Annotated in this window: 12 protein-coding genes; 8 read left to right on the forward strand and 4 right to left on the reverse strand. The window is 68.3% G+C overall.

Annotated features, from left to right (window positions below; all coding sequences use genetic code 11):
* Positions 1 to 27: 27 nt before the first annotated feature.
* Complete coding sequence (urtB, locus tag AC1DS6_RS28180) at positions 28 to 942, reverse strand: urea ABC transporter permease subunit UrtB (RefSeq protein ID WP_441635652.1); 915 nt, start codon at positions 940 to 942, stop codon at positions 28 to 30.
* A 162-nt stretch (positions 943 to 1,104) separates the two neighbouring features.
* On the reverse strand, positions 1,105 to 2,400 hold the full coding sequence (urtA, locus tag AC1DS6_RS28185) for an urea ABC transporter substrate-binding protein (protein WP_441635650.1): 1,296 nt from the start codon (positions 2,398 to 2,400) through the stop codon (positions 1,105 to 1,107).
* 278 nt (positions 2,401 to 2,678) lie between these two features.
* Here urtA and AC1DS6_RS28190 point away from each other — a divergent pair, with 278 nt between their 5' ends.
* Positions 2,679 to 6,038: a hybrid sensor histidine kinase/response regulator gene (locus AC1DS6_RS28190; RefSeq protein WP_477103634.1), complete on the forward strand. Its 3,360-nt coding sequence runs from the start codon at positions 2,679 to 2,681 to the stop codon at positions 6,036 to 6,038.
* Positions 6,022 to 6,909, forward strand: coding sequence for a response regulator (locus tag AC1DS6_RS28195; protein WP_441630655.1), 888 nt, complete (start codon positions 6,022 to 6,024; stop codon positions 6,907 to 6,909). The genes AC1DS6_RS28190 and AC1DS6_RS28195 overlap by 17 nt, the downstream gene beginning before the upstream one ends.
* A 12-nt stretch (positions 6,910 to 6,921) precedes the next feature.
* On the opposite strand, the gene dmeF is transcribed toward AC1DS6_RS28195, so the two are convergent.
* Positions 6,922 to 7,914, reverse strand: a complete 993-nt coding sequence (dmeF, locus tag AC1DS6_RS28200) for a CDF family Co(II)/Ni(II) efflux transporter DmeF (protein WP_441630657.1) — start codon at positions 7,912 to 7,914, stop codon at positions 6,922 to 6,924.
* 146 nt (positions 7,915 to 8,060) lie between these two features.
* Here dmeF and chrA point away from each other — a divergent pair, with 146 nt between their 5' ends.
* Complete coding sequence (gene chrA / locus AC1DS6_RS28205) at positions 8,061 to 9,416, forward strand: chromate efflux transporter (RefSeq protein ID WP_441630659.1); 1,356 nt, start codon at positions 8,061 to 8,063, stop codon at positions 9,414 to 9,416.
* Between the two features lie 10 nt (positions 9,417 to 9,426).
* On the opposite strand, the gene AC1DS6_RS28210 is transcribed toward chrA, so the two are convergent.
* On the reverse strand, positions 9,427 to 10,347 hold the full coding sequence (locus AC1DS6_RS28210; RefSeq protein ID WP_441630661.1) for a LysR family transcriptional regulator: 921 nt from the start codon (positions 10,345 to 10,347) through the stop codon (positions 9,427 to 9,429).
* 152 nt (positions 10,348 to 10,499) lie between these two features.
* Here AC1DS6_RS28210 and leuC point away from each other — a divergent pair, with 152 nt between their 5' ends.
* The 5 genes from leuC (at position 10,500) to AC1DS6_RS28235 (ending at position 15,387) form a co-directional block, all read left to right on the forward strand.
* Positions 10,500 to 11,918 carry a 3-isopropylmalate dehydratase large subunit gene (gene leuC, locus AC1DS6_RS28215; RefSeq protein WP_441630663.1) on the forward strand — a complete coding sequence of 473 codons (1,419 nt, stop codon included), beginning with the start codon at positions 10,500 to 10,502 and terminating at the stop codon, positions 11,916 to 11,918.
* Positions 11,911 to 12,570: a 3-isopropylmalate dehydratase small subunit gene (gene leuD, locus AC1DS6_RS28220; RefSeq protein WP_441630665.1), complete on the forward strand. Its 660-nt coding sequence runs from the start codon at positions 11,911 to 11,913 to the stop codon at positions 12,568 to 12,570. The genes leuC and leuD overlap by 8 nt, the downstream gene beginning before the upstream one ends.
* A 13-nt stretch (positions 12,571 to 12,583) precedes the next feature.
* A complete protein-coding gene (locus tag AC1DS6_RS28225) occupies positions 12,584 to 13,468 on the forward strand; it encodes an alpha/beta fold hydrolase (protein WP_441630667.1) in 885 nt (294 codons plus the stop codon).
* A gap of 101 nt (positions 13,469 to 13,569) precedes the next feature.
* Positions 13,570 to 14,208, forward strand: coding sequence for a TetR/AcrR family transcriptional regulator (locus tag AC1DS6_RS28230; protein WP_035869903.1), 639 nt, complete (start codon positions 13,570 to 13,572; stop codon positions 14,206 to 14,208).
* Between the two features lie 210 nt (positions 14,209 to 14,418).
* Positions 14,419 to 15,387, forward strand: coding sequence for a Bug family tripartite tricarboxylate transporter substrate binding protein (locus AC1DS6_RS28235; protein WP_441630669.1), 969 nt, complete (start codon positions 14,419 to 14,421; stop codon positions 15,385 to 15,387).
* Positions 15,388 to 15,430 lie beyond the last annotated feature (43 nt).

The following is a 15,430-nucleotide window of genomic DNA, read 5'->3' on the forward strand; positions in this document are numbered from 1 at the left end:
TTGGTGAGTGGCGGCGCAGCGGCGTCTTCAGCGCCGCACTGCCGGCGCGAACAGGCCTTGCGGACGGATCATCAGGATCGTCACGATCAGCAGCAGCGTCAGCACGCGCGCCATCGACCCGGTGAGGAAGAACTCGCTGATCGATTGCGCCTGGGCAATGCCGAATGCCGATGCCACCGTGCCGAGCAGGCTGGCCGCGCCGCCGAAGGTGACCACCAGGAAGGAGTCGACGATGTAGAGCGAGCCGCTGGTGGGGCCGGTGGAGCCGATGGTGGTGAAGGCCGCCCCCGCCACGCCGGCGATGCCGCAGCCGATCGCGAAGGTGAGCCGGTCGGTTCGCCGCGTATTGATGCCGGCCGCGTTGGCCATGGCGCGGTTAAGGGTGGTGGCGCGTACCCGCAGCCCCCAGCGCGAGCGATACAGCGCCAGCCACACCATGCCCGTGACGAACAGTGTCAGCGCCATCACGAACATGCCGTTGATGGGGATATCCAGCCCCGGCGCCGGCGCCCACGAGCCCATCAGCCATTCGGGCAGCGTGGGGCTGACCTCCTTCGGGCCGAAGGTGGAGCGGAAGGTTTGCTGCATGCCCAGCGACAGGCCCCAGGTGGCGAGCAATGTGTCGAGCGGGCGGCGATAGAGATGGCGGATCAGTGCCCACTCGGCCAGCCAGCCGGCACAGAACGCCAGCGCAAAAGCGGCGCCGATGGCCAGAGGAAAGTAGAAGGGCATCCACGACGGCGCGAGGCGCTCGGTCAGCGTGGACGCCAGGAAGATGGTGTAGGCGCCGATGGTCATGAACTCGCCATGCGCCATGTTGATCACGCCCATCTGGCCGAAGATGATGGCCAGGCCCAGCGCCATCAGCAGCAGTACCGAGAACAGGCTCAGGCCGGCAAAGCCCTGCATCAGGCCGATATTCAGCATGTCGGATAGATTCATGTCGCGCTCCTCCATCGGGGAGAAGAAAGGGTGCCGGCAGCGCAAATCGAAGCTGGCGAGAAGCGCCAGTGCCGCTTGCGATGCCCGACGGTGCTTGCTCCCTCTCCCCTCGGGAGCAGAGGGTTGGGGAGAGGGGGGCAAACCGGTGGTCAGTCAACCCGCTTACTGGTAGCCCTTCGGGAACGGATTGGGCGGAATCAGCGAAGGCGATTCGGCTACCACCTTGAACTGCCCGTCGAGCTGCGCCAGGCCCACGCGCGTCTTGCTCCACAGGTGGTGGTTGGGGTCGACCTTCACATAGCCCTCCGGCGCGGTCTTCAGCTCGATGCCGGGGGAGGAGGCCACCACCTTGTCGATATCGAAGCTGCCCGCTTTCTCCACCGCGGCCTTCCACAGCCAGGGGCCGAGATAGGCCGCCTGCGTGACGTCGCCGATCACCGACTTCCCGCCGTACTTGCTCTTGAAGGCATCCACGAAAGACTTGTTGTTGGGATTGTCGAGCGACTGAAAGTACTTCATGGCGGCGTAGAAACCGGCGATGTTCTCGCCGCCGATGCCGAGCACTTCATCCTCGGTCACCGAGATGGTCAGCAGGAATTGCTTGTCCGCCGTAATGCCAGCGGCCTTGAGCTGCTTGTAGAAGGCCACGTTGGAGCCACCCACCACGATGGCGTAGATGCAGTCCGGCTTGGCGATCTTGATCTTGTTGATCAGCGAGTTGAAGTTGGTGTGGCCAAGCGGGTAGTACTCCTCGCCCACCACCTTGAGCTTCTGGAAGTTCTCGATATGCTTGCGCGCGATCTTGTTGGAAGTGCGTGGCCAGATGTAGTCCGAGCCGATCAGGAAGAAACTCTTGGCGCCTTTCTGCCTGGCCGCCCAGTCCAGGCCCCAGATGATCTGCTGCGTGGCTTCCTGGCCGGTGTAGATGACGTTCTTCGACTGCTCCAGCCCTTCATAGAAGGTCGGGTAGTAGAGCAGGCCATTCTCCTTCTCGAAGATCGGCAGAACCGCCTTGCGCGAGGCGGAGGTCCAGCAGCCGAACACGGCCGCCACGCGGTCGTTGACCAGCAGCTTCTTGGACTTCTCGGCGAAGGTGGGCCAGTCGGAGGCGCCGTCTTCCTTGATGACCTTGATCTTGCGCCCGAGGATGCCGCCCGCCGCGTTGATCTGGTCGATGGCCAGTTGTTCGGCCTGGATCGAGCCGGTCTCGGAGATTGCCATGGTGCCGGTGGCGGAGTGCAACTGGCCCACGGTGACTTCGGTGTCGGTGACGGCCAGCCTGGTGGTGTTCGCTACCGAGGTAGGCACCGCGGCGCGCGCCTGGCCGCTCAGGCCGGCCATGCCCGCAAGAGACAGGGCCGGCAGCGCGGCGAGGCCCTGCATCATGCGGCGCCGCTGCGGCGAGACGGCATCGGCATCTTGGGAGGGAGGGGAACCGTTCGTTTCTTTGTCACGCATGATTGACGCTCCTTGGAGGCGTGGTGAGGTAGGACGGCATTGGCCACGCACGTTGACCGAATACGTTGACCGCATACGATGGCCGGATAGGCAATGAATCACCCTGTGGCCGGATCATGGTGCAGTGCAACCGCGCCTTCCATACGTCATTCAACGTAGGCGCATGCGCAGCCCGGCTGCGCTACGATTCGCGCGCCGCGATGCATCGTGGTGCACGGCACGGCTCTTGCATCTGCCCGGCACGACCCACGCGAGCGTCTTCTGGAGTCCCGACCCCCATGCCAGCCGCCAGCCAGCCCGTACAGCGCATCAGCAAGATCCGGCGCGACTACAACCGCTGGGTGGCAGACGAGACGCTGGAGGACTACGCGCTGCGTTTTGCACCAAGGACGTTCCGCAAATGGAGCGCCTTTCGCGTGGCCAATACCGCTTTTGGTGCGGTGGCCTTCCTGGCGCTGGAAGCCATCGGCGCGGCCATCACGCTGAGCTATGGCTTTACCAACGCCATGTGGGCTATCGGCATGGTCAGCCTGGCGATCTTCCTGACCGGGCTGCCGATCTCCTATTACGCGGCCCGTCACGGCGTGGACATGGACCTGCTGGCGCGCGGCGCCGGCTTCGGCTACCTCGGGTCGACCATCACCTCGCTGATCTACGCCAGCTTCACGTTTATCTTTTTCGCGCTGGAAGCGGCCATCATGGCGCAGGCCTTTGAACTGTTGTTCGGGCTGCCGCGATCATTGGGCTATCTGCTGTCGGCCATCGTGGTGATCCCGCTGGTCACGCACGGGGTGACGCTGATCTCGCGCATCCAGCTGTGGACGCAGCCGCTGTGGCTATTGCTGCTGGTGCTGCCGTATGCGGTGATCTGGTGGCGCGAGCCCGGGCTCTACACCGATTTCCTTTCCTTCAACGGGCGGCTGGCGGAAGGCGACGGCTTCTCGTGGCACGCCTTCGGCGCCGCGGCCACGGTCACGTCCGCGCTGATCGCGCAGATCGGCGAGCAGGTGGATTTCCTGCGCTTCATGCCGGAACTCACGCCGCGCAACCGCTGGCGCTGGTGGAGCGCGCTGATCGCCGCCGGGCCCGGATGGATCGTGCTGGGCGCGGCCAAGATGGCGGGCGGTGCGCTTCTCGCCTTCGTCGCGCTGCAGGCCGAGGTGCCGATCGCACACGCGCTGGAGCCCACCCAGATGTACCTGGCGGGCTTCTCGCGCGCGCTCGGGGGTGCGTGGCCGGGCTGGGCGGCGGTGGTGCTGACCGGCCTCTTCGTGTTGCTCTCGCAAACCAAGATCAACATCACCAACGCCTACGCCGGCTCGCTGGCATGGTCGAACGTGTTCGCACGGCTCACGCACAGCCATCCGGGCCGGGTGGTGTGGCTGGCCTTCAATGTGCTGATCGCGGTGATGCTGATGGCCATGGGCGTGTTCGAGGCGCTGGAGCAGGTGCTGGCGCTCTACGCGCACCTGGCCGTGGCGTGGGTCGGCGCCATTGTCGGCGACCTGGTCATCAGCAAGCCGCTCGGGCTGTCGCCGCGCACCATCGAGTTCCGCCGCGCTTACCTGTTCGATATCAACCCTGCCGGCTTCGGCGCGATGATGCTGGCGTCGGCGGGATCGATGCTGGTGCACCTGGGCGCGTTCGGCGAGACGCTGCGGCCGGCTTCGATCGGGGTGGGGCTGGTGCTGGCCATCGTGATCCCGCCGGTGATCGCCTTCGCTACCCAGAGCCGCTATTTCATCGCGCGCTCGCCGGTGGACTTCGGCCCGCGGCACAAGGTGGTCCGCTGCACCATCTGCCGCAATCCCTTCGAAGTGGAGGACGTAGCAGCTTGCCCCGCGTATCGCGGCCCGATCTGCTCGCTGTGCTGCACGCTGGACGCGCGCTGCGGCGACCGCTGCAAGCCCGGCGCCAGCGCGCAGGAGCAGATCGTCACCGCGCTCACGCGCGTGCTGCCGGCCGGCACGCCGCCGGTGATGGCGCGCCGCATCGGCCAGTTCTGCCTGGTGCTGGCGGGCATGGTGTTCGTGTTCGGCACCTTCCTGTGGCTGCTGTACACGCAGGAGCAATTGTCGGGCGCGCTGGCGGCGGCCACGTTGCCGCGCGCCGGGCTGTTCCTCAAGATCTTTGCCGGGTTGCTGCTGTTCGCGGCGGTGGCGGCGTGGTGGCTGGTGCTGGCCAACGAAAGCCGGGGCGTGGCGCAGGAAGAATCGGAGCGGCAGAACATGCTGCTGCAAAAGGAAATCGACGCGCACCGCCATACCGATGCCTTGCTGCAGGGCGCGAAGGAAGTCGCGGAGAAGGCCAACGTGGCCAAGAGCCGCTTCATCACCGGCATGAGCCACGAGATGCGCGCGGGGCTGAATTCGATCCTCGGCTATTCGCAACTGCTGTTGCGCGCGGGGCCGCTGCCGCCGGCATTGCGCGAAGACGTACGCACCATCGGGCGTGCCGGCGAGCATCTCTCCAGTCTGGTCGATGGCCTGCTGGAACTGTCGCGCATCGAGGCCGGCAAGCTGCGCCTGGCGCAGGAAGCCTTGGCGCTGGAAGGCCTGTTCGATGAACTGGTGCGCATGTTCCGCCCGCTTGCCGCGGCGCGCGGGCTGGCCTTCCATTACCGCGTGGAAGGCGTGCTGCCTGCGTACGTGCACGGCGATCCCAAGCGGCTGCGGCAGATCGTCATCAATCTGGTCAGCAACGCCATCAAGTTCACGGAGCAGGGTGCGGTGACGCTCGCCGTGCGCCACCAGCGCGAGATGGCCACCATCGTGGTGAGCGATACCGGTCCGGGCATCGACGCGGCCGACCAGGAGCGCATCTTCGACCCGTTCGAGCGGGCCTGTGGCCACGACGACCGCGACGGCATCGGCCTGGGGCTGGCCATCGTGCGGCTGCTGGCCGACCTGATGGGCGGCGAGATCCGCGTGCGCAGCGCGTCCGGTGCCGGCAGCGAGTTCACGGCACGGCTGTACCTGCCCGCCGTGACGGCGCCGGTGGCGCGCCGGGTGCCCGCGCAGCGCACCCGCCTGCCGGCCGATGCGCGGGTGCTGGTGGTGGACGACCGCGCCGCGCATCGCGCGGTGCTGCTCGGCTTCCTGGCGCCGCTGGGGCTGGCGGTGGATGAGGTGGGGGAGGGCGCGGCGGTACTGCCGGCGGTGCAGCGCTTGCGGCCGCAACTGGTGCTGCTGGACCTCAACCTGCCCGATGCGTCCGGCTGGGACCTGTGCCGCCTGCTGCGCGCGCGGGAACGTCCGCCGCTGGTCGTGATCGTCTCCGCCAATGCGCACGAGAACACCGAGGAAGCGCGTGCCACGCACGGCTATTTTGCTTTCGTCAGCAAGCCGGTGCGCGAGGTGGAACTGATCGAGGTGGTCCGGCGCGCGCTGGCGAGCGCGGTGCAGCATGAGAGCAAGGCCGCCGCCGTACACGCGCTGCCATCGGCCGAGCTGCTGCGCGAGCTGCTGCTGCTCGGCGCCACCGGGCGGCAGCGCGCGCTGGAGGCGCAGCTTTCCGAGCTGGCCGAAGGCGCGGACGCTGCCGCCGCATGGGCGGCCCGCATGCTTGCACTGGCACGCAGCGATGGCGCTGCACTGACTCACTCACTTGGCGAGGCGCTTCATGAATCCCGCTCCTGACCTGCAGACCCGCGTACTGGTGGTGGACGACAATGCCGACGCGCGCGGCTTCCTCACGCGCGCCCTGGGCGGCGAGGCCATGGCGGTGCATGCCGCGCACAGCGGCGACGCCGCGCTCGATGCGCTGGCGCTCTTCGAGCCCGACGCGGTGCTGCTCGACGTGGACATGCCGGGCATGGACGGCTTTGCCACCTGCGCGGCGCTGATGGACCGCCATGCCGACCTGCCGGTGATCTTCATGACAGGGCTGGGCGAGACCGGGCATATCGTGCGCGGATTCGAGGTGGGCGCGTGCGACTACGTGACCAAGCCGGTGGCGATTGCCGAGGTGGTGGCGCGGGTGCGCTCGCATGCCGCCAAGGCGCGCCTGGCGCGCAGCGCGCGCGCGGCCGTGCTGGGCAGCGCGGTGGCGATGCTGGCGGCCGATACCGCTGGCCAGCTGATGTGGATGAACACCAGCGCCGCGGCCTTGATGCAGGCGCAGGGCTGGGTGGCCTGCCTGCCCGGCGCGCCGTTGCCGGCGCCGCTGGTGGCAGCGCTGCGGGCGCTGCAGGAGGATGTGGCCGCGCCGGGCTTGCTGCCGGGCGGGTTGTCCCTGCGCCGGCTGACAGGCGCGACGGCGGGCGTGATGGTGGTGGAACTCGCCGCGCATCCGGTGCACGCGGCCACGAGCGCGCCGCCATCGGAACTGACGCCGCGCGAGGCCGAGGTGATGGTCTGGGTGGCGCGCGGCAAGACCAACCGCGACGTGGCCGAGATCCTCGGCATGAGCCCGCGCACCGTCAACAAGCATCTCGAACACATCTACGAGAAGCTCGGGGTGGAAACCCGCACGGCGGCCGTGGCGGCCGCGCAGCGCGGGCTGGCGTAGTGCGTCAGTGGGTCATGCGTGCCGGTGCGCCGCGGTGGCGCCGTCATGATCGCAGCGGTGGATCTCCACCGTCACGTGCACCAGTTCTTCGTGGACCGACAGCGCCTGCCTGACGCGCGCGGGTGTCAGCGCGGCGTCGTGCGTGACCAGGCTGGCGATGACGGCGAATTTCTGCTTGCCCACGCGCCATACGTGCAGGTCCGTCACGCGCGTGCCTTCGGGGCCCTGGTCGAAGCCGGCCAGCACCTCGCGCACTTCCTCCACCACCGGGTGATCCATCTCGCGGTCGAGCAGCACCGTGCCGGTCTGCCTGAGCAGGCCCAGTGCCCAGTGGCCGACCAGCGCGGCGCCCACCAGCCCCATCACCGGGTCGAGCCAGCCCAGGCCGAGCCACCAGCCGCCGGCCAGCGCCAGCACCGCCAGCACCGAGGTGGCGGCGTCGGCCAGCACGTGGAGGTAGGCGGAGCGCAGGTTGAGGTCGTGATGTTTGCCGTGATCGTGCCCGTGATCATGGGCGTGGTCGTGGCCGTGGCCGTGGCCGTGATCATGATGGGCGCCACCGAGGATCAGCGCGCAGCCGAGGTTGACCAGCAATCCGACGATGGTCACCGCCATGGCTTCGCGGTAGTGGATGGCCTGCGGGCTGAACAGCCGCTCGACCGAGCCGAACACCATCAGCGCGGCCACGCCGAGCAGGAAGATCGCGCTGGCAAAGCCGGCCAGCACTTCGATCTTCCACGCGCCGAAGGCAAAGCGCTTGTCCGCGGCATAGCGGCGCGCCGCGGCGTAGGCGAAGGCGGTGAGCCCGATCGCCAGCGCGTGCGAGCTCATGTGCCAGCCGTCGGCCAGCAAGGCCATCGAGTTGAACCACAGGCCGGCGGCGATTTCGGCGACCATGGTGACGGCGGTGATCAGCATCACCAGGCGGGTGCCACGCTCGGCGGCGCGGTTGCCGGTGTCGAATACGTGGCTGTGGGTCCAGCGGGACAGGTCGTTGCTATGCATGGCTTTCCTTGGGGGTGTCGCAAGGGTATCAGTCCCGGCGTTGCAAAGCCGCCTCATCCCTGACGGCGGTGTGGGTTGCTGACACAAGTCTCTGCTATCTTATGCGCCCGACCTGCCGCTGGCGAACCATCCCAAGAACCGCACTCATGCAAGCAACTAGCACCACGCCAGACGCCGTCGCCCCCGCCGCCATTACCTTGCGCCAGGCCTTCTGGTACTGGCTCAAGCTGGGCTTTATCAGCTTCGGCGGGCCCGCCGGGCAGATCGCCATCATGCATGAGGACCTGGTCGAGCGGCGCCGCTGGATCTCCGAGAGCCGCTTCCTGCACGCGCTCAACTACTGCATGGTGCTGCCCGGCCCGGAAGCGCAGCAACTGGCGACCTATATCGGCTGGCTGATGCACCGCACCTGGGGCGGGGTGATCGCCGGCGGGCTGTTCGTGCTGCCTTCGCTGCTGATCCTGATGCTGCTGTCGTGGATCTACATGCGCTTTGGCGAGGTGCCGGCGGTGGCGGGCGTGCTGTACGGCATCAAGCCGGCGGTGACGGCCATCGTGGTGTCCGCCGCCTGGCGGATCGGCTCGCGGGCGCTGAAGAACAGCTGGCTGTGGGCGATCGCGGCGGCCTCGTTCGTCGCGATCTTCGCGCTCGGGTTGCCGTTCCCCGCCATTGTGCTGGCCGCGGGCGTGATCGGCCATGTGGGCGGCCGGTTCGCGCCGGCGCGCTTCACCAGCGGCGGCGGGCATGGCGCGGGCAAGGCCGGCTTCGGGCCCGCGTTGCTGGACGACCACACGCCCACGCCGGCGCATGCCGTTTTCACCTGGAAGCGATTCGCGCGGGTGCTGGCGGTTTTCCTGGCGATCTGGGCCCTGGCGACCGGCGCGCTGGCATGGCGCTACGGCTGGCAGGGCACGCTGACGCAAATGGGCTGGTTTTTCACCAAGGCCGCGCTGATGACTTTCGGCGGCGCCTATGCGGTGCTGCCGTACGTCTACCAGGGCGCGGTCGAGCATTACCACTGGCTTACCGCGCCGCAGATGATCGACGGGCTGGCGCTGGGGGAAACCACGCCCGGACCGCTCATCATGGTGGTGGCCTTCGTTGGCTTTGTCGGCGGCTGGACGCATACCGTGCTCGGCGCCGATGCGGCGGTGGCATCGGCCATGGCGGCGGCAACGGTGGTGACCTTCTTCACCTTCCTGCCGTCCTTCCTGTTCATCCTGCTGGGCGGCCCGTTCGTGGAAAGCACGCACGGCAACCTGAAGTTCACCGCGCCGCTGACCGCCATCACGGCGGCGGTGGTGGGCGTGATCGTCAACCTGGCGGTGTTCTTCGCCTATCACGTGCTGTGGCCCGCCGGGCTGCACGGGCGCTTCGACTGGCCTTCGGCCCTGATCGGGCTGGCCGCGGCGGTGGCGCTGTTCCGCTTCAAGGCCGGGGTGATCCCCGTCATCCTCGCTTGCGGCGCCGCCGGGCTGGCGCTGGCATTCCTGCGCGGCTAGCGGCGGGCGGCTACCACCCGCTATAAGGCGCGCCCTGCACGCGGTGCGCCGCGAAGTGCTCCGCCAGGAAATCGACGAAGGCGCGCACCTTGGCCGTGAGGTGGTCGCGCGTGAGGAATACCGCGAATACGTCGGCGGGCGGCGTTTCCCAGTCGGGCAGCACTTGCCGCAGCCGCCCGGACCGGAGCATCGGCGCCACCTCCCATTCGGAGCGCATCAGGATGCCGTGGCCTTGCAAGGCCCAGCCGAGCGCCACTTCGCCGTCGTTGGTGCTGGCCGGCCCGCGCACCTTGACGGTCTCCTGTCGGCTCGCCGAGCGCAGTTGCCAGGTGCCGTAGGTGGCATCGCTTTCCCGGATCACGATGCAGCGGTGCTGCTGCAGTTCGCGCGGCGAGCCCGGCGCGCCGTGGCTGGCCAGGTAGCGCGGCGATGCGCACAGCAGCCGGCGATTGTGGGCAAGAGGCCTGGCGGCGAGGCGCGCATCGGGCAGGTCGCCCACGCGGATGCCGACATCGAAGCCGGCTTCGGCCAGGTTGAGCGGCCGGTCGGTCAGTTCAAGCTGCACCTCCACCTCCGGGCAGGCCAGCAGGAAGGCGCCCACTGCCGGCGCCACGTGACGCCGGCCGAAGCCGAGCGTGGCGTTGACCCGCAGCAGCCCGCGCGGCGCTACCCGGCTGCCGCCCAGGCCCTGTTCCAGTTCCTCCAGTTCGGCCAGGATGCGCGCGCCCTGCGCGAGGTAAGCCTCGCCCTCCTGCGTCACGCTCAGGCGGCGCGTGGTGCGGTTGAGCAGGCGCACGCCAAGGCGCGCTTCCAGCGCCGTCAGCCGCTTGCTGGCCGCCGATGGCGTGATGCCGGATTGCTGGGCCGCGCCGGCCAGGCTGCCGCGCTTGACCAGGGTGACGAAGAAGGCTAGGTCCGAGAAGTTGTCCACGATGCGGAACGATGCGGTTAGGCCGGGGATTGGTGAATCTGGCGACTGAATGAAAGTCTGTAGATGAAATTATAGCGATGGGTTCAATGGTTAAACTGGTCTCTCGATACTCTTCAACCCAATTCAACGCCATTCAACGCAGGCAGAGCCCCATGTCAGGCCTTACCTTCTATCGCAAGCTGGTGGATTCGCATACCGTGGCCGCGCTCGACGCCGATCACGTGCTGCTCTACGCGGATCTGCACCTGATGAACGAGTACACCAGCCCGCAGGCATTCGCCGGGCTGGCCGCGCAGGGCCGGGGCGTGCCGTCGCCTGGCCAGCAGGTGGCGGTGGTGGACCATGTCATCCCCACTCATGCGGAAAGCCCGCGCCGCATACAAGACCCCGCCTCGGCGCTGCAGGCGCGCAATCTCAAGCGCAACTGCGTGCAGCACGGCATACCCCTGTTCGACACCGACTATGCCCTGCAGGGCATCGAGCACGTGATCGCGCCCGAGCACGGCATGATCCGGCCCGGCATGGTGGTGCTGTGCGGCGACAGCCATACCACCACCTACGGCGCGCTGGGCGCGCTCGGCTTCGGCATCGGCACGTCGGAGGTGGAGCATGTGCTGGCCACGCAGACGCTGGTCTACCGCGTGGCGAAGGACATGCGTATCCGCGTGGACGGCATGCTGCCGCGCGGCGTCACCGCGAAGGACCTGATCCTGCACATCATCAGCCGCATCGGCGCCCAGGGCGCGCGCGGCTATGTGGTGGAATTTGCCGGCAGTGCCATCGATGCGCTCACCATCGAGGCGCGCATGACGCTTTGCAATATGACGGTGGAAGCCGGCGCGCGCGGCGCGCTGATCGCACCGGATGCGCGCGCCATCGACTACGTGCTGGCACGCGCAGCGGATATCGACGCAACGATGCGCGAGCGCGCGCTGGCGTGCTGGCGCGATCTGCGTTCGGATGCGGATGCGCGCTTCGATAGCGAGCTGGGATTCGACGCCGGCAACGTCGCGCCCTATGTGAGCTGGGGCACCAGTCCCGACCAGGCCATCCCCATCGACGCGCGCGTCCCACTGGTGGAGGAAGCGGCCGACGAAACGGCGCGCAGCGCCGCCGCCAAGGCGCTCGGCTACATCGGCCTGCAGGCGGGCGCCTCGCTCGAGGGCTTGCCGGTGCAGCGCGTGTTTATCGGCTCGTGCACCAACGGCCGCATCGAAGACCTGCGCGCGGTGGCCGCCATCGTGCGCGGGCGCAAGGTGGCCGAAGGCGTGCGCGCGATGGTGGTGCCCGGCTCGGGCGCGGTGCGCCGGCAGGCCGAGGACGAAGGCATTGCGCGGGTACTGCTCGATGCCGGCTTCGAGTGGCGCAAGCCCGGCTGCTCCATGTGCCTGGCCATGAATGACGACGTGCTCGCGCCGGGCGAGCGCTGCGCCTCCACCACCAACCGCAATTTCGAGGGACGCCAGGGGCGCGCCGGGCGCACCCACCTGATGAGTCCCGCGATGGCCGCCGCCGCCGCGCTGACCGGCTGCATCACCGATGTACGCCGCCTGGAGCATACCGATGCCTGATTCGATGCCTGACCCTGATGCCGATCTGATCGCCGCCCTCGGCGCGCCCCTGCCCATCGGCAATCTCGACACCGACCAGATCATGCCCAAGCAGTTCCTGCGCATCATCGACAAGGCCGGGCTGGACCGTGGCCTGCTCTACGATATGCGCTTCGACGCGCAGGGCGCGCCGCGCCGGGAGTTCGTGCTCAACCAGCCACGCTACCGGGGCGCGGGCGTGCTGGTGGCGGGCCCCAACTTCGGCTGTGGTTCGAGCCGCGAGCACGCGGTGTGGGGCCTGCAGCAATTCGGCATCCGCGCGGTGATCGCGCCGAGCTTTGGCGAGATTTTTTATTCGAATGCGATCAACAACCGCCTGCTGCTGGTGATGCTGCCGCAGGCCGAAGTGGATGCGCTGATGGTCGAGGTGTCGCGCGAGGCGCCGGTCCGGATCGAGATCGACCTCGCGGCCATGACGGTGAGCGCGGGCGCCGTGCGCGCCGGCTTCACGCTGGCCGAGCGCCATCGCACCCTGTTCCGCCAGGGCCTGGACATGATCGGCGCGACGCTGGCACAGTCGTCGCGGATCGCCGGGTTCGCGCGGCGGCATCACCATGCGCAGCCCTGGCTGCAGGACGTCGCCGCCAAGACCATGGCGCGGCTGTCCGCCTGAAGGAGGACCGATTGTGTTCGAAGGTTTCACCCCGCGCCGCATCCGCTGCGGCGAAGTCGAGATCAACGCCTTCGTCGGCGGCCAGGGCCCGGCCTTGCTGCTGCTGCACGGCCATCCGCAAACGCATGTGATCTGGCACAAGGTGGCCGGCGCGCTGGCCCGGCATTTCACCGTGGTCGCCACCGACCTGCGCGGTTACGGCGACAGCGGCAAGCCCGCCGGGCTGCCCGACCATGCCAACTACAGCAAGCGCAGCATGGCGCAGGACCAGGTGGCGGTGATGCGCGCGCTGGGCTTCGAGCGCTTCCTGGTGATGGCGCACGATCGGGGTGCGCGCGTGGCCCACCGCATGGCGCTGGACCATCCGGATGCCGTGCGGCGGCTGGTCACGCTCGATATCGCGCCCACGCTGGCGATGTACGAGCAGACCAACCTGCAGTTCGCGCTGGCGTACTACCACTGGTTCTTCCTGATCCGGCCCGCGCCGTTTCCCGAGACGCTGATCGAGGCCGATCCGGCGCTCTACCTGCGTAACACCATGGGCAGCCGCAGCGCCGGGCTGGCGCCGTTCACGCCGGCGGCCATGGCCGAGTATCTGCGCTGCCTCAGCCTGCCCGGCGCGGCGCACGGCTTGTGCGAGGACTACCGCGCCAGCGCCTCGGTCGATCTCGATCACGACCGCGCCGACCTGGCCGCGGGGCGCAAGGTCGAGTGCAGCATGCTGGCGCTGTGGGGCGAGCAGGGCGCCGTGGGCCGCTGCTTCGCGCCGCTGGAAGAGTGGCGCAAGGTGGCGCGCAGCGTGGATGGCAAGAGCCTGCCTTGCGGGCATTACATCGCCGAGGAAGCGCCGGCGTTGCTGCTGGAGGAGACGTTGCCCTTCCTGCTGGGCGCAGGCTGAGCGCGCCGGACGCGCGGCAGGAGGTGGATGCATGACGCGCCGGCCTGGCTTACACTCGCTGTCTTCGCACCCGTGCCCGACCGATCGCGTCTCACCCATCCATGCCGCCCCGCAAGAACCCCGCCGCCGATACGCTTGCCGAAAGCCGCGCCACCAGCGACCAGGCCATCCAGTTGCTGGACGCCGCCGTGCGTCATGTGCTGGAGCACGGCATCGGCGACCTGTCGCTGCGCAATATCGCCGAAGCGGTCGGTACCAGCCACCGCATGCTGATCTACTACTTCGGCTCCGGCGACCAGTTCTGGGAAGCGGTGCTGCGCCGCATCCGCCATGCCGAACTGGATGCGCGCGCCAGCCTGGCCGCCAGCGAGGCCGATCCCGCGCGGGCGCTGGAAGTGGCCTGGGCGCGCTACTCGGCGGACAACTACCTCCCCATCATCCAGTTGCTGTTCGAGATCTACGGGCGCGCCATTCGCGATCGCGAGCGCTTCCATGTCTTCCTCGATGACGTGATCGGCAGCTGGACCGGCGCGCTGACCGAGCGCTTTCACAAGCAGCTCGGGTTGAGCACCAGCGAGGCGAAGCTGCGTGCCCGAGTCGAGGTGGCCACGATGCGCGGGCTGCTGCTGGATCTCGTCACCACGGGCGATCGCAAGGGCACCACCGCCGCGCTGAAGTATTTCGCGCGCATGCAGAACGCGCCCAGGGCGGCGGGCGCAAAGCCCGGCCACGAAGCCTGATCCCGACGCGGCGCCATCACGGCGCCGCGCAGCAGTTGTTGCCGCTGCCGCGGCAATGCGTCTCCGCTTCCCCTTCAAGCTTTCTCACCGGCTCTTGCCGCGATGGCAGGCCCTGTGCCGGTCCTGTTTTCTTTTGCGTGTACCACATGGTACAGTAAACCGGATGGGTCCGTCATGAGGCGCGTCCAGGGGATTCGAGAGGAGAACGATGTGAAGAGACGAACGCTGATAGTGGGCGCCGCGCTAGCCGTGGCGGGAATGTCATACGGCGCCGCCGGCTGGGCGGAGGCGTGGCCGCAGCGCCCCGTGCGGCTCGTGGTGCCGCAGGCCGGCGGAACCGGCAACGATGTGCTTGCGCGCGCATTGGCTGAAGCGCTTGGCAAGCGCTGGGGGCGCAGCGTGGTGGTGGAAAACAGGCCAGGCGCCAATGGCGTACTGGCGATCAACTACGTGCTGCAACAACCGGCCGACGGCTACACGCTGTTTTTCGCCGGCGTTTCCAACCTGGCTTTCAATCCCTTCCTGTATCCCTCGCTGCCCTATGTGCCGCAGCGCGACCTGGCCGGCGTGGCGATGCTGGCGAACTCGCCCTTCGTGCTGGTGGTGGCGCCGGCCATGCATGCCACCAGCTTCGCGGAGTTCGTGCGGCTGGCCAAGGCGCGGCCGGGCGGCATCAGCTATGCCTCCGGTGGCATCGGCAATTCCACGCATCTGGCCATGGAACTGGTGGCCGAGCGCGCCGGCATCAAGCTGCAGCATGTGCCGTTCAACGGCGCCGGCGGATCGACCAGCCTGATGTCGGGCGAGACCCCGGCGATGATGAACGTGCTGGCGGGCGTGCAGCCCTATATCACCGGCAAGAAGCTGGTGCCGCTGGCGGTGACCGGCGAGCGGCGCCTGGCGGCGCTGCCCGATGTGCCCACATTCAAGGAGCTTGGCTACGACGTGGCGGTGCCGGGCTGGTACGCCATCGTCGCCAGGTCCGGCACGCCGGCGCCGCTGGTGCGCAAGATCAATGCCGACATCGATGCGGCCATGGACGAGCCCGCGTTCAAGGACAAGCTGGCCAACCAGTTCCTGGAGCCGATCAAGGGCCCGCCTGACGAAGTGCAGCGCTATATGCAGCGCGACGCGCAGGCCTGGGGCCCGCTGATCCGCAAGCTCGGCATCGCCCTTTGATCCGCACCACGCATCCGCACCACGCCTGGCTTTACCGCACCGA

The organism is Cupriavidus sp. 05L310 (assembly GCF_056398185.1).

What these genes read in the sequence shown, in the direction of transcription:
- AC1DS6_RS28195 (WP_441630655.1), top strand. Translation starts at nt 6,022, where the DNA reads ATGAATCCCGCTCCTGACCTGCAGACCCGCGTACTGGTGGTGGACGAC.
- dmeF (WP_441630657.1), bottom strand. Translation starts at nt 7,914, where the DNA reads ATGCATAGCAACGACCTGTCCCGCTGGACCCACAGCCACGTATTCGAC.
- AC1DS6_RS28190 (WP_477103634.1), top strand. Translation starts at nt 2,679, where the DNA reads ATGCCAGCCGCCAGCCAGCCCGTACAGCGCATCAGCAAGATCCGGCGC.
- leuD (WP_441630665.1), top strand. Translation starts at nt 11,911, where the DNA reads ATGCCTGATTCGATGCCTGACCCTGATGCCGATCTGATCGCCGCCCTC.
- chrA (WP_441630659.1), top strand. Translation starts at nt 8,061, where the DNA reads ATGCAAGCAACTAGCACCACGCCAGACGCCGTCGCCCCCGCCGCCATT.
- urtA (WP_441635650.1), bottom strand. Translation starts at nt 2,400, where the DNA reads ATGCGTGACAAAGAAACGAACGGTTCCCCTCCCTCCCAAGATGCCGAT.
- urtB (WP_441635652.1), bottom strand. Translation starts at nt 942, where the DNA reads ATGAATCTATCCGACATGCTGAATATCGGCCTGATGCAGGGCTTTGCC.
- leuC (WP_441630663.1), top strand. Translation starts at nt 10,500, where the DNA reads ATGTCAGGCCTTACCTTCTATCGCAAGCTGGTGGATTCGCATACCGTG.
- AC1DS6_RS28230 (WP_035869903.1), top strand. Translation starts at nt 13,570, where the DNA reads ATGCCGCCCCGCAAGAACCCCGCCGCCGATACGCTTGCCGAAAGCCGC.